Here is a 22,074-nt window from a genome sequence, read left to right as displayed (position 1 = left end):
ACGGGATCATCCGCGTCCGGCCAGCCAGTCGGTGACGACTCGGCGATGCTGCGCACGCGAACCCAACGCCGCGATGAGCGTGGTGGCCCGCCGCAGATACACATGCGCGTCGTGTTCCCACGTGTACGCGATGCCGCCGAAGACCTGCATCGCCGCCTCCGGGACGGCGCGTAGCGAATCGATGGCCCAAAAAGCCGCCAGCGACACCAGCGCTTCCGCGTCGGGTTGATCGTGGTCACAGGCATCGGCGGCCCGATTGACCAGCGCCCGACCGACTTCGATCGCCCCGCGCTGGTCGACGAGCCGATGTTTGATCGCCTGAAACGCGCCGATCGGCCGGTCGAACGCGACGCGGACCTTCGCGTACTCGGTCGCGGCCTCGTTCGCGGCGGCGACGACGCCGACGACCTCGGCCACCTCCGCCACGCGCATGCGCATGACGGCTTCGCGGTGGCGGCGGACCGCTTCCCCGCCACGGGCGATCGTCTCGAGCGGCGCCCGGTCGAGACCGATGCGCGCCGCGGGGCCGTGATCGAGGGGGGTGACCGGCGTGCGCTGCACTCCCGCGCCCGCGAGGTCGACGACACCCAGCACCTGCCCGCCATCCGCCTGGGCAAGCACGACGAGGCGGGTGGCGACGGCGCCGTACGGGACGCAGTCGAATGTGCCCGACACCGTCTGCCCGACGAGCGTGGCCGGCTCCGCAACCACGAGCGCGACGCCGTCGACCCTTCGGCCCTCGGACCAGGCCGCGGCCCCTGTCGCGGCCAGTGGCAGCGGTGCCGCGACCGATCCGGTCACCTCGGTCAACACCGCCAGCTCACGCAGGGTGCCGCCGGCGCCGCCACCGCTTTCGGGCACCAGCACGTCGGGCCAGCCCAGCCCGCGGATGGTCGCCCACAGCTCGTCGTCGAACGCGGGGGCCGGCCCTTCCAGAAGCGCGCGGCTGCGGTCGACCGACCACGCCCGGTTCACGATGTCGAATGCGGAGCGACGCAGCTCGGCCAGTTCGGCTGCCGTGTCGGCTATCTCGGCGAGGGAGACGGTGGTATCAGGGGTCACGGGGCAGCCCCAGCAGTCGTTCGGCGATGACGTTGCGTTGGATCTCCGACGTGCCTGCACCAAAGGTGGCCGCCCGCATCAGCAGGTAGCTCGCGGCGACGTTGCCCCGCTTGGCGGCGCCGGGCGATCCGCGCTCCAAAACCCCTGACGCTCCGGACAGTTCGACACCGAAGTTCGCCATCGACTGGTCCACCTCCGAGCTGAGGAGCTTGGCGACGGAGGCCTCCGGGCCAGGAGCGACGCCCCGCACGCCGGCAGCGGTGGCCTGGGCGGCGATCTGACGCAACGCCTCGACCTGGGCCGCATACCGGGCGATCCGGTCGGCGACATAGCTGTCATCGAACCCGCTGTCGGTCAGCGCATTCGGCTCCTGCGCCATCTTCACCAGGATGTCGAGGCGACGCTCGATCCGATGCGTGCGGCTTTGGCCCACCCGCTCGTAGCCCAGCGTCGACTTCGCCACCGTCCAGCCGCCGTGCAGCGGTCCGAGCACATTGGCCAGCGGCACGCGCACTGCGTCGAAGAACACCTCGCTGAACTCGGCGGCGCCGGTGATCTGCCGAATCGGCCGTACCTCGATGCCCGGCGTGGACAGCTCGGCCAGGATGTAGCTGATTCCCTCCCGCTTCGGCGCGGTAGGGTCGGTCCGGGCCAACAGGTAGATCCGGTTCGCGTAGGAGGCCTTCGACGTCCAGATCTTCTGTCCGGTGATGACGAGTTCGTCGCCGTCGATGACTGCCTTGGTCTTGAGCGCCGCGAGGTCGCTGCCGGCCTCCGGCTCCGAGAAGCCCTGACACCAGACATCTTCCGCCGACAGGATGCGGGGGAGGTAATGCGCACGCTGCTCGTCTGTGCCCCACTGGATGATGGTCGGACCCAGTTGGTTGATCGCGCTGCGGTTGATCGGTTCCGGGGCGTGCACGGCAGCCATCTCGGTGTTGAAGATGAGCTGTTGGGTGGGAGTCGCGGCGCGCCCGCCGAATTCGGTCGGCCACGAGATGGCCGCCAGCCCGGCGACGTGCAAGCGATTCTGCCATTCCCGCAGTCGGTCGAGGCGAGCCGTTTCGTCTCCGTCGCGGCCGAGCAGGTCGGAGGTCAGCGACGACGACAGGAAGGCGCGCACCTCGTCGCGGAAGGTCCGGTCGGCGTCGGTGAGCACGACGCCGTAATCACGATCGGTCACGTGCCGCCGCGGATGATCGACGCCATGCGCTGTTTCATGTCACCGTAGGTGATCGCGGTGGTGCCGGCCTTGGGGGCGCGGCCCGCATCGACCTTCGGCGCGGACAGATCGAGTTCGGCGATCTTCTCGCGCAACGCCTTCACGGTGCAGTTCTGCCGCCCGAGACGCTCGACGGCGTCATAGCCGAAGGCGCGCGCGGCATTTCGCCAGGTGATGTCTTCGACCTCATCGGGCGAACAACCCTCCAACTGGGCGGCGAGCTGCTCGGGTGCGTCCGGCCAGCTGCTGTCGGAATGCGGGTAGTCCATTTCCCAGCAGAGGGTCTTCACGCCGATGCGGTCGCGCATCTCGACACCGACCCGGTCGCGGATGAAGCACGACATGAAATTGCGGCGGAAGACATCGGTCGGGGTCAGGCCGTCACCGAGGTCGTCGCCCGTCCACGCGCGCTGGCGGGCGTAGAGGTCTTCGAACCGTTCGAGCATGAACGGAATCCAGCCGATGCCGCCCTCGGAGAGGGCGAACTTCATCGTGGGGAACTTGACGACGACGGGGGAGAACAACAGGTCTGCGGTGAACCGCATGGTGTCGATGGCCAGCATCGAGTTGTACGCGAGGTAGGTCGTCTGGTCGGAGGGGACGGGAACGCCGCCGCCGGTGCCGATGTGAATGTTGACGATCGTCTCGTGCTCACAGACCGCTTCCCACAGCGGATCCCATTGCGGGTCCTGCCACGGCGGCTGCCCGTAATTTCCGATGTGTTGGGGCACCGTCACCGCGTGACAGCCGTTAGCCGCGAGCCGCGCCACCTCGCCGGCCGCGAGAACGGGGTCCCACAGCGGAAGGATGCCCAGCGGGATGAAGCGGTCCGGATGGCGGCCGCACCAATCCTCCAGATGCCAGTCGTTGTACGCACGGACCATCACTTCGGACACTTCGCGGTCGCCGCGGTAGGTGAACAGCGCCCCGGAGATGGTCGGAAAAGACGGGAAGCACAACGAGGCCAGCACCCCGGCCGCGTTCATGTCATCGACGCGGGCATCGACGTCAAAGCAGCCGGTGCGCATGTCCTCGAAGCGCGACGGTTCGAAGCCCCACTCGTCGTTGGGTCGGCCCGCCACGGCGTTGAGCCCGATGTTGGGCATCTGCAGACCCGCGTACTCCCAAAAGCAGACGCCGTTGTTGTCCTGCACGATCTTTGGTGCCTGGTCTGCGTAACGCGACGGCACCCTGTCCTTGAACATGTCGGGTGGTTCGACAGTGTGGTCGTCGACGCTGATCAGCACGAGGTCCAGAGGGTCGATCACCGGGAACAGTCTAGGCTATTGAACAAAGTATGTATATCTGTTCCAGCTATGCGGTGGAGTTCACCGCCGCCGCCAGCCAGTCGGCCATCATCCCGTAGACCGACTCGATGCTCTCTCGCGCGCTGGCGTCGTCGCCGGATGGTTCGTAGTCCACGTCCCACTCGACCCTGCAACCGTCGGCACCGGACCCGATGACCGAGACGACGGTCTCGAAGCGGCTAACCGGCAGCGGGTTGTTGGTGATCCGGTAGGAGATCTGTTTCTGCTCGGGCCGTGCCCACAACAGCGTCTCGACCGTCGGCTCGCCGTCTGCGGAGCCGCGGATCCTGCGGCTCATGCCGGGCCCGTCCCCTTCGACCTCGACGTCGTTGATCACCGGAATCCACCGGACGTCGGCGAAGTCGGCGAGTAAACGCCAGACCGCCTCGGCGCTCGCGGCGACATCCTTGCTGACCGTGATCGACGCCATGTGGCGACCCTACCACTTATGTAACAATAGAGCGGATTATGTTCAGATGTGCAGTGTGCTGCCGGGTGGAATCGGGGTGTCGTGAGCGCTGACGATGGGTTCGCGGGCGATTTCGAGGTCGACGAGAACTGGGTGCGCTACGAACTTGTCGAACCACACATCGCGCAGATCGCGATCAGCAGGCCCGACCGCCGCAACGCGATCCTGTCGCCCGACATGCACGCCCTGTTCAAGGCTCACCTCGATCGAGCCGAGGCCGACGACGAGGTGAAGGTCGTCATCCTCGCGGCCGACGGCAAAGACTTCTGCAGCGGCGACGATGTCCGGCGGCTGCCCGTCGAACAGGCCGGCCTGAAGAAGGGCAGGAAACTGCCGCAGACCGCGCGGATGGGCAATGCCCGCCGGTTGCACCGCCACCTGACCAACTGGCTGGAGTTTCCGAAGACGGTCATCGCCGCGTGCCAGGGTGCGACGCTGGGAGCCGGGATGAACCTGGCGCTGGCCGCCGACATCCTCGTCGTCTCCGAGGACATGTACCTGGCGCGGCCGCAGGCGCGGATCGGGTTCGCCGGGTTTTCCACCGCGATGCCGTTGATCCTGCTCAAGCTGGGTCCGAACCGCGGCTACGAGGCGATGATCACCGGACGGAAGGTGCGCGCCGCGGAGCTGCGTGACTGGGGGGTGGCCGCGTCGGTCGTGCCGGCCGACGGTCTCCGTGAGGAGGCGCTGCGCTACGCGCGTGCGATCGCCCACCACTCGGCCGACGGGCTGATGGTCGGCAAGCACGGGTTGATCACGTTCTGGCACGCGGTGGGCATGGCGCAGTTCGGGGACTGGGTTCCCATGGCGCACAGCGTTTTCAGCAACCTGTCCTGGCGAGACGACGAGTTCAACTTCATGAAGGAGCGGTCGGCCAGGGGCGGCCGTGAGGCGCTCGCCGAACTCGAGCGCCGGTACCGGGAGTGGGACTTCGACTAGACAAAACAATTAGACAGAGACTGTGTTTGTGTTTTGTATGATGAGCGTGCGGTGAGGAGAGACGAATGGGTGTGCTGGACGGACGGACGGCCTTGGTCACCGGTGCAGGCCGAGGGATCGGTGCCGCCATAGCCGAGGGTTTGGCGGCCGAGGGGGCAACCGTCCTGGTCTCCGACGCCGGCGTTGCGGTGGACGGCACGGGGCACGACGCGGGGCCGGCGGAGGCGGCGGCAGCTGCCATCAATCAGCAGGGTGGCAAGGCGTTCGCCGACGCCACCGACATCACTGACTTCGCCTCCTGCGAGGACTTGATCGGACGCGCCGCCGATACGCTCGGCGGCCTGGACGTGGTGGTCAACGCTGCGGGCATACTGCGCGACGGCATGGTCTTCAAGATGAGCGAGCGGGACTGGGATTCCGTCGTCGCCGTCCATCTCAAGGGCACGTTCAACATCACCCGGCATGCCGCCGCATGGTGGCGGGAGAACCGCGGCGGCCAGTACCGGCTGATCAACTTCACCTCGATGTCCGGACTGCAGGGCGCACCCAGCCAGCCGAACTATGCGGCCGCGAAGATGGGCGTCGTCGGTCTCACCTTCTCCTGCGCCAACGCCCTGCGCAACTACGGCGTCACGTCGAACGCGATAGCGCCGATCGCCGGTACCCGAATGACGCAGGGCATCAAGGGAGGTGGAAGCATGGACTATTCCGATTCCAACGTGCGGCTGTCGCCGAAAAATTGCGTGCCCCCGGTGGTGTACCTGGCGAGCGCACAGTCCGACTGGCTCAATCGTCGCGTCATCTTTGCCGGAAACGGCCGCATCAGCCTGATGTCGAACCCAGTCGTCGAGCGAGAGCTCGTCTCGGCCACCGGCACCTGGGACATCCCCACTGCCTTCGCCGAGATCGAGACGTCGTTCAAGGAAGCCGTCCTATGGCCCAACATCTTCGACAAGCCCCCTGCCAAGTGACCCGACGGGGGAGGTGACGAATGACTGAGCTGACGACCCACCGCGTACCGCAGAAGTACGCCTGCGGCGAGACTTTCGTCCCCAAGAGCCGCTACATCGACCCAGAGTTTTTGCAACTCGAGCTCGACCGGCTCTTCTCTTCGGTCTGGCAGCCCGCCTGCCGCGAGGAGGAGATACCCGACCCCGGCTGCTACTACGAGTACCGCATCGGCAGGCAGTCGATCGTGGTGGTGCGCCAGAAGGATCGCGGCATCAAAGCGTTCTACAACTCATGCGCACACCGCGGGATGAAGATCGTCTGCGGTACCGGCACCGCTACGGAGGGCGACCTGCGGTGCGGATTTCACGGCTGGCGCTACTCGTTGGACGGCCGGTCCTCCTTTGTGCCGTGCCGTGAGGAGTTCGCCCCTCGGCCGCGCGAACAGTGGGGGTTGACGCCGGTCCACGTCGGGAGCTGGGGCGGTTGGGTGTTCATCAGCATGGCGTCCGATCCGCCGGACCTGCTCGACTGGCTCGATCCGCTGCCCACTGCACTCGCCCCGTTTCGCCTGCAGGACATGCGATATGGGTGGCGTAAGCGGACGACACTACCGGCCAACTACAAGACCGTCATCGATGCGTTCATCGAGGGCTACCACACGCCCGGCACGCATCCGCAGACGTTGCGCACCGCCAAGACTCCTCACCCGAGCACCGAGCCCGCACAACCCCAGGAGTACGTCTACGCGCCCTACACGCCGACAATCGCCTACAAGAACCACTCCCGGTTCATCTACACGCAGCGTCCCGAGACCACCGAACGCGACAAGGGCCGCCAGCAGCAGGCCTCCCGCCCAGAGGTGTTCGCGAACGCGATGCAGTACAACTACCTCGGCGTGAACGCGCTTGTCACCGAGCGTGATTACCGAGCCGCGCAGCGGTTGGCGACGATGGAGCCCAGTGAGATTCCGCCGTTCGTCCTTTACCACCAAATGTGCGAGGAACTGGCGCTGGCCGAAGGTGTCGACTTTCCGCGGATGTCGATTGAGGAGTATTTCGCGGGCAACGGCGACTGGCACATCTTTCCCACGTTGGTCATCCTCGTCGAGAAGTCGTGTCTGCTCGGGTACCGGATGCTGCCCGACGCGACGGATCCGAACAGGTGCACCTTCGAGATGTTCACGCTCGAACACTTCGCTCCCGGTGAGGTCCCCGATACCACCTGGCAGGTGTTCGAGCGCTGGCAAGATCATGACGGCTGGGGCGAACTGCCGACGCAGGACCTGCAGAACATCGCCGCGATCCACGCGGGCATGCACTCGAACGGCTTCGAGGGGCTCTGGCTGAACACCGCCCAGGAGATGACGATCCGCAACGAGCACGCGATCGCCGATCGGTTCATCTTCGGCGTCGACGAGCGGTGAGCGACGGGGGATGAGTGAGGCGATACCGCAGCGGCCGGTGCCGCTGCTCACCGAGCTGAACCGGCCCTATTGGACGGGCGGCTCCGACGGCACGTGGCGGCTGCAACGCTGCCTCGGCTGCGAGCGCCTGGTCCATCCGCCGGCCCTGCGCTGCCCGCACGATCACGGTGTTCTCGAGTACGTGGCGCTCAGCGGCCGGGGACGGGTCGAAACGTACACCGTCAACGAGCATCCGTTCTTCCCGGGTTTCGCGCCGCCCTACCTGGTGGCGTTCGTGAATCCGATCGAGGACAGCCGCGTTCGGGTGCTGACGAACGTCGTGAACGTGCGGCCGGGAGACGTCTCCGTCGGACTGCCGGTGCGCGTCACGTTCGAACGGCACACCGACGGAGACGACGAGGTGTTCATCCCGCTGTTCGAACCGGACCTCTGATGGGTTCACCGCTTGCCGAGAAGGTCGTCATCAGTGGGGTCGGCCAGTCCGAGATCGGTCGGCGGCTGGGCCGAGACGCCCTGCAACTCACCGTGGACGCGTGCCTGGCCGCCGTCGAAGATGCAGGACTCACCCTCGCCGACATCGACGGGTTGACGACGTATCCGGGTGCGTCCCAGGCCGGTCCGGGGTTCTCGGGGGCGTCACTGCGCGACATTCACGACGCGCTCGGCGTCAAACCGAATTGGGTAGCCGGAGGGGTCGAGTCTCCGGGCCAGCTGGGCGCCGTGGTCGATGCGATGCTCGCCGTCGCCGGTGGCATGGCCAACCATGTGCTGTGCTGGCGCAGTATCTGGGAGGGTACGGCCCAGGGCGCGGGCCGACGTCAGGGCTACGGCGCGCGGGGTGGTAGGCCGAGCGGGATGATGGCCTGGCAGCTGCCCTACGGCGCCACCGCGGCCAATCTGGCTGCAATGCAATTGCGCGCAAGAATGATTCGATACGGCCTCACGCGCGAACAGCTCGCCTCGATTGCGATTGTCGAGCGCGCCAATGCGCGACGAAATCCGTCGGCGATATACACCGACCCGCTCGACATTGAGACCTACCTGAATGCGCGGATGGTGTCGGAGCCGCTGTGCATGTACGACTGCGACATCGCCTGCGACGGAGCGACCGCGTTCGTCATCTCGCGGGCCGAGCATGCTCGAGCACTGGACCATCCCGCGGTCACGGTCGAGTCGCTGGACTGCGCTCATCACGACCGCTTCACCTGGGAGGGCGGCGAGGACATCACCCGGATCAGCTCGCGTTGGTCGACCATCTGGGACCGAACGGATTTCACCGTGGCCGATGTCGATTACGCCTCGTTGTACGACGGGTTCAGCGTATTCGTGCTGTGCTGGCTGGAAGATTTCGGCTTCTGCAAGGTGGGAGAATCCGGCGACTTCATTGCCGACCCGGCACGCATCTCGCTCGGCGGTGACCTGCCGATCAACACCGCGGGCGGCCAATTGTCCGGAGGACGGCTGCACGGATTCGGTCACCTGTACGAGGCGTGTTTGCAGATCCGGGCCGAGGCAAGCGGCCGTCAGGTTGACGACGTATCACTGGCAGCGGTCGGGGTTGGGGCTGCCAACAGTGGAACGACAGCCATGCTGCTGCGACGGACGCTCTAGGTGGGCAGCAGATCCCAGCGTGCTTCGACCACCCTGAGGCATGTTCTCGTCAACGTAGAGGAGCCACTTTGCACATCGACCTACAGACGTGTTTCGAGCTGGAGCAGGCCAAATCGAGATACTGCCGGTTGTTGGACACCAAGGACTGGGCCGGATTGGCTGAGCTGATGACCGACGACATCGTGTTCGATCTAGGCGGCGGCGATGAGGTGCCGCCGATCGTCGGACGCGACGCCACGCTCGAAGCAGTGCAGACGTCTGTGACAGATGCGGTCACGGTTCATCAGGTGCACAGCCCGGAGTTTCACCTCAACGAGGATGAGGCACGCGTGATCTGGGCGGCTCAAGAGCGAGTGAAGTGGAACAACGGGACGGGGTTGACTGCCTACGGTCACTACCATGACCGATGGGTGCGACGCGACGGAGTGTGGCGTATCGCGGAGCTTCGGCTCACCCACCTTCTCATCGACGTCGACTGATGGGGTCTCGCTGCGTCAACTGAGGCGGGGATAGGTCATGAGGTCCACCCAATTCTCGGCTATCGATGTTTGAGATTTGCCACTGGCGTACAGGCTGATTCCGGCGTACGGGTCGAGAAACTTGCCGGTCGCCGGATCGTAGGTCGTCACGGCGGCGCCCGCCTGTGGTTGGGTTGCTCCCGCCAATCCGTCTTCAGCCGGTAACGGGTCGTTCCGGGGAGCGGGCGGCGCTGTGGGACTCGGACCTCCAGCAGCGGTTGGCGCCGACGGCCGGACGTATGGCGGGATCACCTGGTCGGGCGGCGGCTGAAATGGTAGAGGCGGTGGAGGCGGTCCGGGGGTAACCGGCGGGACCTGCGTAGGATACGGCGCGGTCAGTGCCGGCCCCGGCCCGGGCGGCACACCTGGCGGAAGCTGTACGGCAGGAGGCCCGGGATCGTAGTCCGCTTGCGGCGGAATGTAGGGATACTTGTTCTGCGGCAGGGTCATCCGAGGATCGGTTACCGGTGTTCCCACGGGCACCGGCGGTCCACGCCATGGGTTGCTTCCGACCGGCACATAACCCCGCGGATCGCGGCAAAGCTGCACCGTCGGCGCCCGTTTGCCGGGGAATTCCTGGCAGGGATAGTTGCGTGCGCCGCGAACGACTGTCGGATCGTTGTGCGGGACCTTGCAGTACATGTCTTTGGGGACGTCGCGAAGCGTAGTGTCGGCGGGCGAACGTATTTCGGCCGGAGGCACGAACCCGGTGATACACGGCGGCGGATCACCGAAATTCAGCTTGAAGTCCGCCTTGGCGCCTTCGTCGGCCGGGTACTGATTGGCAATCGTGATGACTGCCGCGGCCAGGGCAGGCATGATCACCAGAACCTGTTCGATCGACTTGTGATAGATGACGCCAACACGGCCGGCGTTGGCGAGGTTCGCAGCCAGCACCGGAAATGTCGGGCGGATGCCCTCGAAGAGTGCAGTTGCTTCGTCGGCGGAGCCGGGGGCCGACTGCAGAACCGCGCGTATCTCGGGGTCGGCGTCACGGAGCTGAGTCGTCAGGCGTGCCAAGCCATCTGCCACCGACCTGATTTTCTGCCCGGACGCACGCTGAGCGTCGAGCAGCGGTTGAGATCGTTCGAGGAGCTCAATTGTCTCACCGGACGTGTTGTCGGCTTCTTCGATCAGCGACCGTGACGATTCGATGAGCCGCGCGAGCTCGGGACCCGACCCGTCGAAAGCTGTGAATGCCTCCCTCAATACGTCCCGCAACCGGCTTCGATCAAGCGAATCGACCAGGCTTTGCGCCTCGCGCAGCAGGCCGGCGATGTCGCCGCTGATGTGCGTGCGGTCGCGGTCGATGTGCCCATCGTCACCCAGGAAATCCGTGGACGCATTCGGCGGCGGCACCAGATCGACGTACAGCTCGCCGATGGCCGACACACTTTTGACGTAGGCGTCGACGTCGTCGGGAACTTTCATGGCGTCGTCGATCCGCATCTCGACCAGGACATCGTTTTCGCGGGTCAGCGAGACCGATGTGACCTTGCCGATGGTCGTCCCGCGGTAGGCGACGTTCGCATTCGTATACAGACCGCCACTGGCCACGAAATTGGCCGTCACGGTGTAGGTTCCGAGGCCGAACGCCTTCGGTAACTGCACGTAGAACACTGCGATCACGAACACACTGACGAGCGCGACCAGGGAGAAGATGGTCAGTTGGAGGCGGACGAGTGGAGTGAGCATCAGGGTTGGCCTGCTGACTGTGGATCGGGAGGATTGAGGGGCGGGATCTTGAACGGATCGGCAGCCTGCCCGGACAACGACGATGTCGCTCCGACGAGGTAGTCGGGGACGGAGACGACTTCAGAAAGACGTTTCATGTTGGGATCGAGGGTGCTTGTCGTGAAGAAGTTCTCGCCCATTCGCCGCAGGGTGAGGTCAAACGTGGCGAAGACGTTGAGGAAGTCACCTCTGACGGCCCGCTTCAGCCCGTCGTTGAGCGGTATCGGAAACGCAGGCAGGATCGGCAAAGCGTCGACGAGCGTTTCGGCGTTGTCGTTGAGAGCCTTGACCACGGCATAAGCGTGAACGAGATCAGCGGTGAAGTCCGCCTTCGTCTGGGCCAAGAGGGGGGCAGAGACGTCCGCGAGCCGCTTCAGAGCCGCAAAGGCATCAACGATGCGGTGGCCATTGTCGTTGAGTACGCGCGTGGCCGACGGGAGTGTCACCAGTGCGCGCTCGATCTTGTCCCTACCACCGGCGAGTCGACCTGCTAGGCGATTGACCTCCTCCATCGCCGTTGCGATGTCGTGCGCCTGAGCATTCAAACCTGCGGCCAATTCGGCGAGTCTGGGCAGGAACCCGGCGAACTGACCGGCGCGCCCGGCAATGGCAGCGTACGTCTCATCCGTAATATCCTGCAGCACACCGAGGTTACCGTTGTTGACGACGATGGCCAGGGACGACAGCACATCCTCGGTGCTCGGATAATTGCCGGTGTTTTCAATGCCGATTCGGAAATTCGGGCCCAGGGAGCCGATGGGTCGTTCGGCGACGGGTTCGGCCAGTTCCAAATGCCGCGAGCCCAGCAGAGACCGACGGTCGCAGTGGCGTTGGCGGGCAGATGCACCGAGCCGTCGAGGGACAGCTGCACCAGCGCATAGAACGTGCCGTCGTCACGCTGCACGGGCTTGATACCTGACACACTGCCGACGGTCACGTCGTCCACCTTGACGGGGGAATTCTGTGGCAGCGACGAAATATCGGGTAGCTCGACCGATACGGTGAACGAACCGTCGCCGTGGCCCGCGGTACCCGGCATGTTCAGTGAGTTCAACCCATTGAATTGGCATGCCGAAACCACCACCGCGAGTGACCCGATCGCCGTCGCTCGCCGCGCCCATCTGTGAAGGTGTCGGTTGATCATCTGCCGGCTCCCGCCTGTCCGTCGGGCTGGTGGGGCGCGGTTGGCGCGTCCGGCACCATGAGCGAACTCAGATCGGCGTCGGGCGGTATTGATGGCGGAGTCACCCCGGGCAGCGGGTGCCATTGCAGTTGTGCAATGGGCGTCTGCGCTTTCGCTTCCGTCTGTGGTGTGTCATAGATGATCTGCCCCTTGTACGCCGTGATGCTGGTTATCGGGCGAAACAGGAACGGCGGATAGTTCATCTGGAGCCGTTTGACCACCGGCGCCATCCGTTGGCGGCAGATCTCTGCGCGCTTGTAATTCTCCGGCGTCTCGGAGGTCTCGAACATCCCCGCGCACATGAGCTGAACTGGGTTGCCGAAGTTGGGCAGTGTCACGATGCCGTTCAGCGAGGCTTGGGCCGGATTGTAGATGTTGTAGAAGTTGGCTAGCGCCGTCGGCGCGAGGTGCAGAACTTGTTCGATGTCGTCGCTGCGTTCGGTGAGCAGGCTGGTGAAGTCGGCGAGCCGATCGATCTGGCCGATCAATGCATCGTTGTTGTCCTTGAGCAGCCCCCGGACGTCGGAGAGCGCATTGTTCAGTGAGCCGAGAGCTTGATCGATGTCGCGGGAACTGTCCGCGAGCACCTGAGAGACCGAGGCGACATGTGACGTGAACGCCACGATCTGTTCATTGCTCTTCGAGAGGGCGTCCACGACGATGCGCAGGTTCCTCACGGTGTCGAAGATGTCGGTACGGGAATCCCCGAGACGCCCTGCCACTTGCGATAATTCACGGACCGCACTCCTGAATGATCCGCCCGAACCGTCGAAAGTATCTGCGGCTTGGTTGATCAACTCGCTCAGTGGGCCCTGCGCCGAGCCTGGTCTTGGCCCAAGTTGTGCCGACAATTTGGTCAGCTCATCTTTGACCTGATCCCATTCGATCGGTACCGCTGTCCGATCGAGTCCGACGACCGCGTTGTCGGACAGGGTCAGGCCGCCGTCGTAGATCGGCGCGAATTCCACGAACCGAGCGGAGACCAGATTCGGCGAAACTATCAGGGCGGCGGCATCGCCCGGAATAGGAACGCTTGCGTCAACACTCATTGCCACCCTGGTGTGCTCCGGGCTCGGTTCGATTCCGGTGATCCGGCCGACGGTGACCCCGGCGACCTTCACTTCGTCGCCGACGTACAAACCCACTGCCGAGGAGAACAAGCCGGTGATGTTCCGTTGCTGTGCGCGCGGCCATACTGTGAACACCCCGGCTGTGAGTGTCATGGTCAGCACGGCTATGAGCACAGCCCGAGGCCATCCTCGGGGGCGGTTGAGTCCAATCGTCATGGCGTTCTCGGCCTGATCACGAGTCGCTCTCGAATGAATCCGCGAAGCATGTCGGCCAGACTGTCGGGCAGCTTGCCCGGCTGGAAGTAGGTGTCCAACAGCACGCCGGCAACGGCAGGAGTCGGCACGCCCCAGATGTTGACGGAAAAGCCCGGCCCGGACCCCACAACTTCACCCAATGTGGTGGAAAAGGCAGGGAGCCGTTTGAGCGCTTCGTCGAGGTGGGCACGGCGGGCGTTCAGATTCTCGAGCACGAGGTTGAGCTTGACCAGTGCGGGACCGAATTCACGACGGTTGTCCGCGACGAACCCCGATATCTGCCTCGACACATCGCCGATTCCCGCGACGAGTGAGGCGAGCGCGGTGCGCTGTTCACTGAGCTCGCCGAACAGCTCGTTACCGTCGGTGATCAACTGATTCAGTTGGCGGGAGCGAGTGGCCAGGATGGTGGACAGCGACTTCGCGTGAGTCAACAACTTGGCGAGATCTTCGTCGCGGGCGTTGATACTGCGGGAGAGCGCGGCCACGCCGTCGAGCGCGCTGCGAAGCTGGGGGGTGGCATCGCGCATCGTCGCGGTCAGGGTTTCAAGCGCGCTTTCGAAGGCGTCGGTGTCCAGCTCGGCTGCGGAGTTGCCCAGATCCTGCAACGCGTCGGGCAAGGTGTACGGAGTCGTCGTGCGCCCCAGCGGCACGGTGTCGACCGACCCTGCACCACCCGGGGTGACTGCCAGAATCCGTTGGCCGAGAATGGTGTCGGTCTTGATCGCCACCAGCGTCTGGTCGCCGAGGCGTAGATCGCGGTCGACGGTGAAAAGGACCTTCGCGGCACGGGCGCTCAAGTCGAGGTCGACCGAGGTCACCTTGCCGACGTTGTAACCGTAGATCTGCACATCGCTACCACTGGTGACTCCGGCGGCGTTGGCGAAGTACGCAGTGTAAACCGTTCCCTGTGGCATGAAGGGCAGAGTGGAGTAGCCGAAGGAAACCAGCACCAGCAGCACAACAAGAGTGATTCCGAAAATGCCCGTGCGTAACGGGTTTCGGCGACCGCGTTCCTCAACCGTCATCAGAGCACCGTCCCTTCGACGCGTCCGACGGCCCGAGCAGCGGAATCAAGATGTCGCTCCCCGCTGGGCCGTTCACCTTGATCTTTACTGCGCAGAAGAAGATGTTGAAAAACGCGCCGTACTGACCGAGCGCGCTGAGTCGCAGGTAGTTCTCGGCGAGGGGCTCGATCACGGCATTGACTTCGTCTTTCCGATCATCGAGGACGGTCGCCAACGGTCGCGCGTGCTCGATCACCCCCTGCAACGGACGCCGCGACGAGATCAGCAGATCGGTGAGGTCGGCCTGCGCGGAGGAGAGCGGCTGGATCGCCCCCGCAATAGGCCCGCGCCCCGCCGACAAAGTCGTGGTCAGTTGCTGCAATTGATCGATACTCGTGTCTAGTTGTGCCCCTTTGTCATCGATCGACGTGAGTACGGTGTTGAGGTTGTCGATGACTTCGCCGATCAACTGGTCGCGTCCTGCCAGCGTCCGGGTGAACGAGTCGGTATCCGACAGGACCTTGGCCAAGGTGCCGCCGTTGCCTTGGAGCAATTCGATGATCGCGTTGCTGACCTCGTTGACCTTGCTCGCGTCGAGGCCTTTGAGGACCGGACGCATACCCCCCAACAGAGCGTCGAGATCCACTGCCGGTGCGGTGTTCCCGCGCGGAATTGTGCCGCCGGGCGGCAACACGCGCAGTTCTCCGGGACCAGTGGTGATTTCGAGGTATCGGTTGCCGACCAGGTCCTCATATCGAATCGCCGCGCGCGTCGAGCTGTATATCCGATACTCCTTGTCGATCTCGAACTCGACGTCGACGTGATCGCCGTTGATGGCGATGTCGGTGACCGACCCGACGGGAATGCCTGCCACGCGCACGTCCTGGCCGGGCTTCAGGCGCGATACGGAGTCGAACTCTGCGCGGTAGGACACCGATGAGCCGAAACGGAACTTTCCGAAGGTCATGACGAGAAGGCCGAGGACGAGCAGCATCACAACGGTGAACGCCGCAACCTTCAGCCCGAGCCGGTCCTTGGGCATCAGTAATCGTCTCGCTCGGCATAGGCGCCGTTGAACAGAAACTGGAAGGTTGACAGCGGATCGAATTGGAGCTCGGTATTGGGCTGATACGGAATGTATGCGTTGTCCGTCACCAGAAACGGCGGCCGGAACCACGATCCGTTCTTCATCTTCCCGGGCAGATTCGGCAGTCCCCGACAATTGGGACCGCCGGATGCGTTGACGATGGGCAGGCTTTCGGGGTAGGTGTACGGCGCGACGCCGGGAATGAAGAAGGCGTTCATGAAGACGCCGGGCACAGTGCCGCCCCAAGCGGGAGCGAATTCCTTGAGCGTGGTCGCCAAACCGGTCAGAAGGCAGCCCAATTGAGGGGAGTAGTCGCCCAGGACCTTCAATGGGGCACGCAACCGCTGAACCGCGGCGACCAAGTCGCTCTGGGAGGGCTCGAGCACGTCCGATGCGGTGTTTCCCAGCCCGACCGCCGCCATCAACGTCGTGGCCAGGTTCTCCTGCTGGTCGACGATGGTTTCGCTGAGCGGAGCGGCGTTATCGAACAAGGTCAGTAGGTCCGGCGTCGCTTCTGCGTAGATATCGGCGACTTCGCCGACCTTTTGAACACCCGACTGGAGGGTGGGCAGGTGCGGATTGAACGTTCCCATGTAGTCGGTGAAGGTCGAGATCGTGGTCCCGATGTCCCTCCCGTTTCCGCGCAACCCTTCGCCGATTGCGGTCATGGTGGCGTTCAGCTCCACCGGATCGATCTTCTTCAGAGTGTTCACAAGCGTTTCGAAGAGCGTGTTGGCTTCCACGGCGACCTCGGCGGCATGCAGGTGTGAGTTGGCCGCGAGTGCGCTCTTATCGGGAATTGTCGGGCTGAGGAACTCAACGGACTTCGCGCCGAACACGGTGTTGCTGGCGATACGAACGGTGACGTTGGAAGGGATGTAGTCCATCTGTTCGCGGCGGATCTCCAATGTCAGTTCCGCCTGTGCGCCGTCGTATTCGATCGAGGACACTTTGCCGACTTCGACTCCCAGGTACTTGACCTTCGCATCCCGGTCCATCACGAGACCGGCCCGCGCCGAGGTCACCGTGACGGTGTCGACGGGAATGAACGCCCCCGAGTACGCAAGGTAAGTCAGCGATGAGATCACCGCGAACAACGCGGTCATGATGAGCGCCGCTATCCGCAGCGCTCTCTTGCGGTGGATCTTGATCAACGCCCTGCATCCTGCGCGCGATATGGCGGGAGTTGAACCATCGTCATTGGACAGCCAGTTCCAGACGTTCCAATCTGCGGACCAGGATGCTGTTCAACCAGTTCCCGACGTCGACAGCCTCGATCCATTCGGTCCGTTCGAGCACCATGCGCAGGACGATCCGGGCCTCCAGTCGGGCGAGCGCTGCGCCCACACAGAAATGAGCACCCTTGCCGAACGTGACGTGGCCCTTTCCGCTGCCGCGGTCGAGCCGGAACTCATGCGGTGAATCGAATTGCGCGGCATCGCGATTGGCTGCGCCCCACAACAGCAGCAGATGTGAGTTGGCGGGCAGGTCGACGCCACCCAGTGTGGTGTCGTGCAGGACGTGGCGGTAGTGGCCGCGGAACGGAGGCTCGTAGCGCAGCGTCTCCTCGATGAAGGGCACCAGGAGGTCACGATCTTCGCGGACCTGTTTCTGTATGTCCGGTTGGCTGACCAGAACCCATGCGGCGCTGCCGAGCACCGAGGCCGTGGATTCCCCGGCGGCGCTGAAGAGTGTGAGCATGATACTCAAGGCGACCGGCTGTTCAACCTCGCCAGAAGCGCAGCGCGCAGCGAGATCGCTGATCAGTCCCGGTTGTGGATCGGTGGCTGCCGCTTCGAAGTGTTTCAGCACGTAGCCGCCCAGTTCCATTGCCGCCAGCCCGGCGGCTTCGAGTTGCTCCGGAGTGACGATCCCGTCGAGCAACGTGGTGGTGGCGTACCCCAACCTGATGAGCTTGTCCACATCGTCGTGGGGCAGGCCGAGCAGCTGAGCGACCACCTTCATCGGAAGCCGGTTGGCGATGGCGCTCATCCATTCGATCCGCCCGTCGTTCACCGACTCCGTTCACAGCTGGTGCGCTGTCTCCTCCGCGAACTCCTCGATCACCTGGACTCGCCGAGCCGACAGATGCGGCAACAGAATCTTGCGATGCACGGCGTGTGCGGGATCGTCTGCGGTGGCGAGCGCGTGCGCCGGGTCGCCGAGCGGCATCATCGGGAACGGGTTCACCGCGCCGCTGTGGTCGTAGACCACGGTTGCGGTGAGATTTGAGGAGAAATCCTGCACCCGGTTGGTCGCCTCGACGAGCGCGTCCCAGCCGCAGACCGCGTAGAAATCGGACTCGCCGATGCGGTGCACCGGTGCTTCTGACCGCATCTGCTCGTAGAGCGGGTACGGGTCCTGGATGGCGGCATTTCCGAAGAATTGAGCAGGGTCATCCAAAATCGCCACGGTCCTAGCGTTCGTCTCCTGATGGAGACCGTCAACGGCGCTGGAGGAAGTTGACATGCTCCTCGTGGCGCGGTCGGGCAAGACCTTCTCACGAACGCGCCTTTCACCAGCGGCGTTCCGTGAGAGAATCGGTGCTGTTCTTCTCATCCTGAGAGACTGAACCTTGAAGCCTGTCGGCGAACAGGAGACGCGTGCTGTGGCTGGTACCGATTGGCTGGTCGGTCGAGATCGCGGCTCCGAGGCGACCAAACGCATACACGCCGCCGCCGCCGACCTGATCGCCCGTAGGGGGTGGGAGGCGTTCACCATCGACGCGCTGGCTGCGCAGGTGCACTGCTCGCCCGCCACGATCTACCGGCACGCCGGCGGTAAGACCGCGATCCGCGACGCCGTCGTGGCGATCCACGCGGCCCGCACAGTCGAAACGGTGCGCGAAGCCATCCGCGGACTCACCGGTGCGGAGCGGGTGGTGGAGGCGACGGCGTTGGCGTTGCGGCGCGCCCGGTCCGACCCGTTGACCAAGGCCCTCCGCTCCGCCAATCCGCTCGTAGAAAGCGACTGGCTTCCCATGTCTGAGGTCGTCGCGCAGTTCGCCGCCGAGATGCTCGGACAAAAGGAGTCCGACCCCCTCGCGCAGCAATGGCTGATTCGCGTCTTCTTGGCACTCTTGACCTGGCCCATGAAGGATCCCGACGCCGAGTACCGGATGCTGCAGCGATTCCTCGGTCCGCCCTACCGTCAAGACGCCCAGCAGGACTGACCCGAAAGTTGCGGTACGCGGCGGACGGGTGGTTGCCACCGAGCGCGGTGGTGCCCTGCCAATTTGGCCGTTTCGACCGGCACCCCCTGCGTGTGGACATAAACTTGCGCGTCCAACCCGAGGTGACTGTCCGATCGCGGTGCGTCGCAGGGATTTCCGTTTCAGATGGCGCGGCCGCGAGGTCGAGCTTCGCATCTAGCGCGACGGCACCGTCGGCGCACGAGGAGGACCGCAACGTTGTGGACGAATGCGATGACCACGCCGTGACCCACGAACGAGGGCGTCTTCACGGAAAGTCCGCCGTGATCACCGGGGCGGCGTTCGGCATCGGCCGGGCGACGGCCGTGCGCTTCGCGCGCGAAGGAGCCCGGTTAGTCATCGCCGACATACAAAGCGAGCCGCTGCTCGCGCTGGCCGACGAACTGCGGCACGACGGGACGGAAGTCGACACAGTTGTCGGGGACGTCTCGGTCGAAGGCGATGCGCAGCGGATGATCACAGCGGCGACCGACCGCTACGGACGGCTCGACGTGCTGGTCGCCAACGCCGGGATCATTCCGCTCGGCGGTGCGCTGGAGGTCTCCGCCGCCGATTGGGACGAGGTAATGGCCATCGACGGCCGCGGAATGTTCCTGACGTGCAAGTTCGCGATCGAGGCGATGTTGCCCAACGGGGGTGGCGCCATCGTCTGCCTCTCCTCGATTTCCGGACTGGCAGGCCAGAAGCGGCAGGCCGCCTACGGGCCCGCCAAGTTCATCGCTACCGGCATGACCAAGCACCTGGCGGTCGAGTGGGCCGACCGCGGCATCAGGGTCAATGCCGTTGCGCCCGGGACGATTCGAACCGAGCGGGTCAAGCAGCTTCCCGATGAGCCGGGTGGCTCGCAGTATCTGGCGGCGATCGAGCGCATGCACCCGCTCGGCCGTATCGGCGAACCGGCCGAAGTCGCCAGCGCCATCGCCTTTCTCGCGTCCGACGACGCCTCGTTCATCACCGGAGCGGTGTTGCCCGTCGATGGGGGATATCTAGCGCAATAGTGCTCGAACCCCAAGGCTGTCCTGAAATACCTTCGGCCACAAGACATTACCTCCGTTCGAGCTAAGGAGCTCCGTGGATGCGAGTGACACGAACCGGCTCCGGTGGGCCGCCCTTGGTCTTCGTGCACGGGCTTGCTTGCGACGGAACGGACTGGCAGGCGCAGGTCGACTGGTTCGAGACAAGGACCACCGTCGTCGTATGTGAGTTGCCGGGGCACGGTTCCAGCACGGCCGCACCAGAGGACTGCACAGTCGAGGCGTACGGCGCCGCGGTAGCCCGAGCCATGACGGAGTTGTCGCTGCCGCCGGCGATCGTCGTGGGCCACAGCATGGGATGTCGCGTCGCTCTTCAGGCGTGCCGGACAGCGCCCGGCGCCGTGTCCGGGCTCGTACTCGTCGACGGTAGCCGCATCGGCGATGGTGATCCCGCAATCGCCGAGCAGGCCATGGCCGCTGAACTCGCAGGCGACGGCTACCGGCGATTCATGCAGCGGTTCTTCGAATCGATGTTCTTCGCGTCGAGCGACCCCGATCTGGCGAAGCGGATCATTGACCGAGGTGTTGGTTTTCCCGCGCCGGTTGGGAGAAAGCTGCTGACGGGTCTGGTCGCTTGGGATGCCGGCGAGGTGCAGAGCGCACTCGACTCTGTCCGCGTCCCGCTTCTTGCGATTCAATGCACGACCCTCGATGCGGCACGCGACCGTGTGTCGCTCGAATCGGGACAGAGTGCACCCTGGACCGACCTGGTGCTTGCTCATGTGCCACAGGCCACCACCGCGATGTTGCCCGGGTCTAGCCACTTCCCGCAGATCGAACAGGCCGCGGAGGTAACCGCGCTGATTGCCGACTTCTGCGACGCCATTCAGCGTCATCAATGACGCCTGTCCTCTCCGCCGCCTAGGTCATGCCGTTCTTCGGGCGGCCGACGACTGCGTCCGGAAGTAACCTCTCGTCTGCACCCCGGCAATACCTGAACCCGGGCGAACCGACCCGAGGAGTCGCGATGTCTGAGTCCATCGAACGCCTGATGGAAGGCAACCTGCTGCGGGTCTTCAACGAGCGCGATGCCGATCGCCGCCGAGCGGCCATCGCGGACACCTATTCACCGGATGTTCGTTGGACCGACGACGAAGGCGTGTCGGTCGGGCACGATGCGCTCGATGCGAAAGCGCAAGCGCTGCAAGACGGACAGTTGGCCGGGCTGTCTTTCGTCAAGGCGGGGCCCGTCCACCACACGCGGGGGTTCGGTTATGTCCCCTGGAATGTCGTTGCTCCGGGCAGCACTACGCCGATCGTCTCGGGCTTCGACGTCGCGCTCAGCGCTGAGGACCGCATCACCGACCTGTTCACCGTGATCACCGGGGCACCGCAATGATCGGACGGCCCGAGTTCATAGCGATAACCTTCTGAACATGCCAAAGTCTTTCGACTGCTCCGTCGAAACTCCGGTCAGCATTGAGCAAATACACGCTGTGTATTGCCAGAGGGACTACTGGGAAGCACGGTTGGCGCCTCATAAGGACCTGGTTGAACTTCGCGCATTCGACGTTGACGCAAGCGGCACGGTGCGCACCACAGTGGTTCAGGACCTGCGAAACATCGTCCTGCCTCCTCCATTTGGGAAACTGTATCCGCGCGGTTTGGAACTCGTCCAAAGCGAGACCTGGACCGTCGATCATGACGCGACAGTGCGTGGAGACATACATGTAAAGGCTCACGGAGCCCCAGGCTCAGGACGCGGCCGCGTTGTGATTACCCCGTCCCGCGACGCGAAACGCCTCGAGTGCAGCGCAACCGTTCAAGTCAAAGTCCCCCTTGTAGGGGGCAAACTCGAGAACCTCTACGGCCGTCAGATGATCGATCAGATCCCGGACACACTTCGCTCCATTAAAGAGTGGATCGACGAGGGCGCCTGACCCTTCGCCGGGAGCCGACGAGCTGCCGCCGCTGTCCGCAAAGAGAAGATTTCTCCGAAATCCCTTCTCGGCCGGGATCGATCGTGGTTCACTGACCTCCACGCAAATTCT

The 22,074-nt window shown here is 64.4% G+C and carries 20 protein-coding genes and 2 pseudogenes; 11 read left to right on the top strand and 11 right to left on the bottom strand.

Annotated features, from left to right (window positions below):
- Nucleotides 1–6: 6 nt before the first annotated feature.
- The 4 genes from AAHH99_RS09090 to AAHH99_RS09075 are packed head-to-tail and all read right to left on the bottom strand — an operon-like array spanning nucleotide 7 to nucleotide 4,021.
- Complete coding sequence (locus AAHH99_RS09090) at nucleotides 7–1,062, bottom strand: acyl-CoA dehydrogenase family protein (RefSeq protein ID WP_418768359.1); 1,056 nt, start codon at nucleotides 1,060–1,062, stop codon at nucleotides 7–9.
- A complete protein-coding gene (locus AAHH99_RS09085; protein ID WP_418768358.1) occupies nucleotides 1,052–2,245 on the bottom strand; it encodes an acyl-CoA dehydrogenase family protein in 1,194 nt (397 codons plus the stop codon). Before AAHH99_RS09085 ends, AAHH99_RS09090 begins: the two co-directional genes overlap by 11 nt.
- A complete protein-coding gene (locus AAHH99_RS09080; RefSeq protein WP_418768357.1) occupies nucleotides 2,242–3,552 on the bottom strand; it encodes an amidohydrolase family protein in 1,311 nt (436 codons plus the stop codon). The genes AAHH99_RS09085 and AAHH99_RS09080 overlap by 4 nt, the downstream gene beginning before the upstream one ends.
- 46 nt (nucleotides 3,553–3,598) lie before the next feature.
- Entirely contained in the window at nucleotides 3,599–4,021 is a 423-nt protein-coding gene (locus AAHH99_RS09075; RefSeq protein WP_418768356.1) for an SRPBCC family protein, read from the bottom strand.
- A gap of 81 nt (nucleotides 4,022–4,102) precedes the next feature.
- Between AAHH99_RS09075 and AAHH99_RS09070 the strand changes: the two genes are divergently transcribed.
- The 6 genes from AAHH99_RS09070 to AAHH99_RS09045 all read left to right on the top strand — a co-directional run bounded on the left by AAHH99_RS09070 (nucleotide 4,103) and on the right by AAHH99_RS09045 (nucleotide 9,463).
- On the top strand, nucleotides 4,103–4,999 hold the full coding sequence (locus AAHH99_RS09070) for an enoyl-CoA hydratase/isomerase family protein (RefSeq protein WP_418768355.1): 897 nt from the start codon (nucleotides 4,103–4,105) through the stop codon (nucleotides 4,997–4,999).
- Nucleotides 5,000–5,064: 65 nt separating this feature from the next.
- Complete coding sequence (locus AAHH99_RS09065; protein WP_418768354.1) at nucleotides 5,065–5,970, top strand: SDR family NAD(P)-dependent oxidoreductase; 906 nt, start codon at nucleotides 5,065–5,067, stop codon at nucleotides 5,968–5,970.
- A gap of 20 nt (nucleotides 5,971–5,990) precedes the next feature.
- Complete coding sequence (locus AAHH99_RS09060; protein ID WP_418768353.1) at nucleotides 5,991–7,373, top strand: aromatic ring-hydroxylating oxygenase subunit alpha; 1,383 nt, start codon at nucleotides 5,991–5,993, stop codon at nucleotides 7,371–7,373.
- A gap of 10 nt (nucleotides 7,374–7,383) precedes the next feature.
- Nucleotides 7,384–7,806, top strand: coding sequence for a Zn-ribbon domain-containing OB-fold protein (locus tag AAHH99_RS09055; RefSeq protein WP_418768352.1), 423 nt, complete (start codon nucleotides 7,384–7,386; stop codon nucleotides 7,804–7,806).
- Nucleotides 7,806–8,984, top strand: coding sequence for a thiolase family protein (locus tag AAHH99_RS09050; protein WP_418768351.1), 1,179 nt, complete (start codon nucleotides 7,806–7,808; stop codon nucleotides 8,982–8,984). The genes AAHH99_RS09055 and AAHH99_RS09050 overlap by 1 nt, the downstream gene beginning before the upstream one ends.
- 68 nt (nucleotides 8,985–9,052) lie before the next feature.
- Complete coding sequence (locus tag AAHH99_RS09045; RefSeq protein WP_418768350.1) at nucleotides 9,053–9,463, top strand: nuclear transport factor 2 family protein; 411 nt, start codon at nucleotides 9,053–9,055, stop codon at nucleotides 9,461–9,463.
- A gap of 15 nt (nucleotides 9,464–9,478) precedes the next feature.
- On the opposite strand, the gene AAHH99_RS09040 is transcribed toward AAHH99_RS09045, so the two are convergent.
- From AAHH99_RS09040 to AAHH99_RS09010, 7 genes and pseudogenes are all read right to left on the bottom strand, one after another.
- Nucleotides 9,479–11,197, bottom strand: coding sequence for an MCE family protein (locus AAHH99_RS09040; RefSeq protein ID WP_418768349.1), 1,719 nt, complete (start codon nucleotides 11,195–11,197; stop codon nucleotides 9,479–9,481).
- Nucleotides 11,197–12,380, bottom strand: a pseudogene (locus AAHH99_RS09035) (MCE family protein). The gene AAHH99_RS09040 and the pseudogene AAHH99_RS09035 overlap by 1 nt, the downstream one beginning before the upstream one ends.
- Complete coding sequence (locus tag AAHH99_RS09030) at nucleotides 12,377–13,642, bottom strand: MCE family protein (RefSeq protein ID WP_418769569.1); 1,266 nt, start codon at nucleotides 13,640–13,642, stop codon at nucleotides 12,377–12,379. Before AAHH99_RS09030 ends, AAHH99_RS09035 begins: the two are co-directional and overlap by 4 nt.
- 59 nt (nucleotides 13,643–13,701) lie before the next feature.
- On the bottom strand, nucleotides 13,702–14,772 hold the full coding sequence (locus AAHH99_RS09025; RefSeq protein ID WP_418768348.1) for an MCE family protein: 1,071 nt from the start codon (nucleotides 14,770–14,772) through the stop codon (nucleotides 13,702–13,704).
- Complete coding sequence (locus AAHH99_RS09020) at nucleotides 14,762–15,793, bottom strand: MCE family protein (protein ID WP_418768347.1); 1,032 nt, start codon at nucleotides 15,791–15,793, stop codon at nucleotides 14,762–14,764. Before AAHH99_RS09020 ends, AAHH99_RS09025 begins: the two co-directional genes overlap by 11 nt.
- Complete coding sequence (locus AAHH99_RS09015; protein WP_418768346.1) at nucleotides 15,793–16,992, bottom strand: MCE family protein; 1,200 nt, start codon at nucleotides 16,990–16,992, stop codon at nucleotides 15,793–15,795. The genes AAHH99_RS09020 and AAHH99_RS09015 overlap by 1 nt, the downstream gene beginning before the upstream one ends.
- 43 nt (nucleotides 16,993–17,035) lie before the next feature.
- Nucleotides 17,036–18,250, bottom strand: a pseudogene (locus tag AAHH99_RS09010) (cytochrome P450).
- Between the two features lie 196 nt (nucleotides 18,251–18,446).
- On the opposite strand from AAHH99_RS09010, the gene AAHH99_RS09005 reads away from it, so the two are divergent.
- The 5 genes from AAHH99_RS09005 (at nucleotide 18,447) to AAHH99_RS08985 (ending at nucleotide 21,963) form a co-directional block, all read left to right on the top strand.
- Nucleotides 18,447–19,010, top strand: coding sequence for a TetR/AcrR family transcriptional regulator (locus AAHH99_RS09005; RefSeq protein ID WP_418768345.1), 564 nt, complete (start codon nucleotides 18,447–18,449; stop codon nucleotides 19,008–19,010).
- A gap of 263 nt (nucleotides 19,011–19,273) precedes the next feature.
- Entirely contained in the window at nucleotides 19,274–20,047 is a 774-nt protein-coding gene (locus AAHH99_RS09000) for an SDR family NAD(P)-dependent oxidoreductase (protein WP_418768344.1), read from the top strand.
- A 77-nt stretch (nucleotides 20,048–20,124) separates the two neighbouring features.
- The gene (locus tag AAHH99_RS08995) at nucleotides 20,125–20,925 is read left to right on the top strand and encodes an alpha/beta fold hydrolase (protein ID WP_418768343.1); all 801 of its coding nucleotides are present in this window, start codon (nucleotides 20,125–20,127) and stop codon (nucleotides 20,923–20,925) included.
- Between the two features lie 125 nt (nucleotides 20,926–21,050).
- Nucleotides 21,051–21,422, top strand: a complete 372-nt coding sequence (locus tag AAHH99_RS08990; protein ID WP_418768342.1) for a nuclear transport factor 2 family protein — start codon at nucleotides 21,051–21,053, stop codon at nucleotides 21,420–21,422.
- Nucleotides 21,423–21,459: 37 nt separating this feature from the next.
- Nucleotides 21,460–21,963: a DUF2505 domain-containing protein gene (locus AAHH99_RS08985; protein WP_418768341.1), complete on the top strand. Its 504-nt coding sequence runs from the start codon at nucleotides 21,460–21,462 to the stop codon at nucleotides 21,961–21,963.
- Nucleotides 21,964–22,074 lie beyond the last annotated feature (111 nt).

The sequence above is a fragment of the Mycobacterium neumannii genome (assembly GCF_048452905.1).
Lineage (GTDB): Bacteria > Actinomycetota > Actinomycetes > Mycobacteriales > Mycobacteriaceae > Mycobacterium > Mycobacterium neumannii_B.
This window is presented reverse-complemented; position numbering and strand designations above follow the sequence as displayed.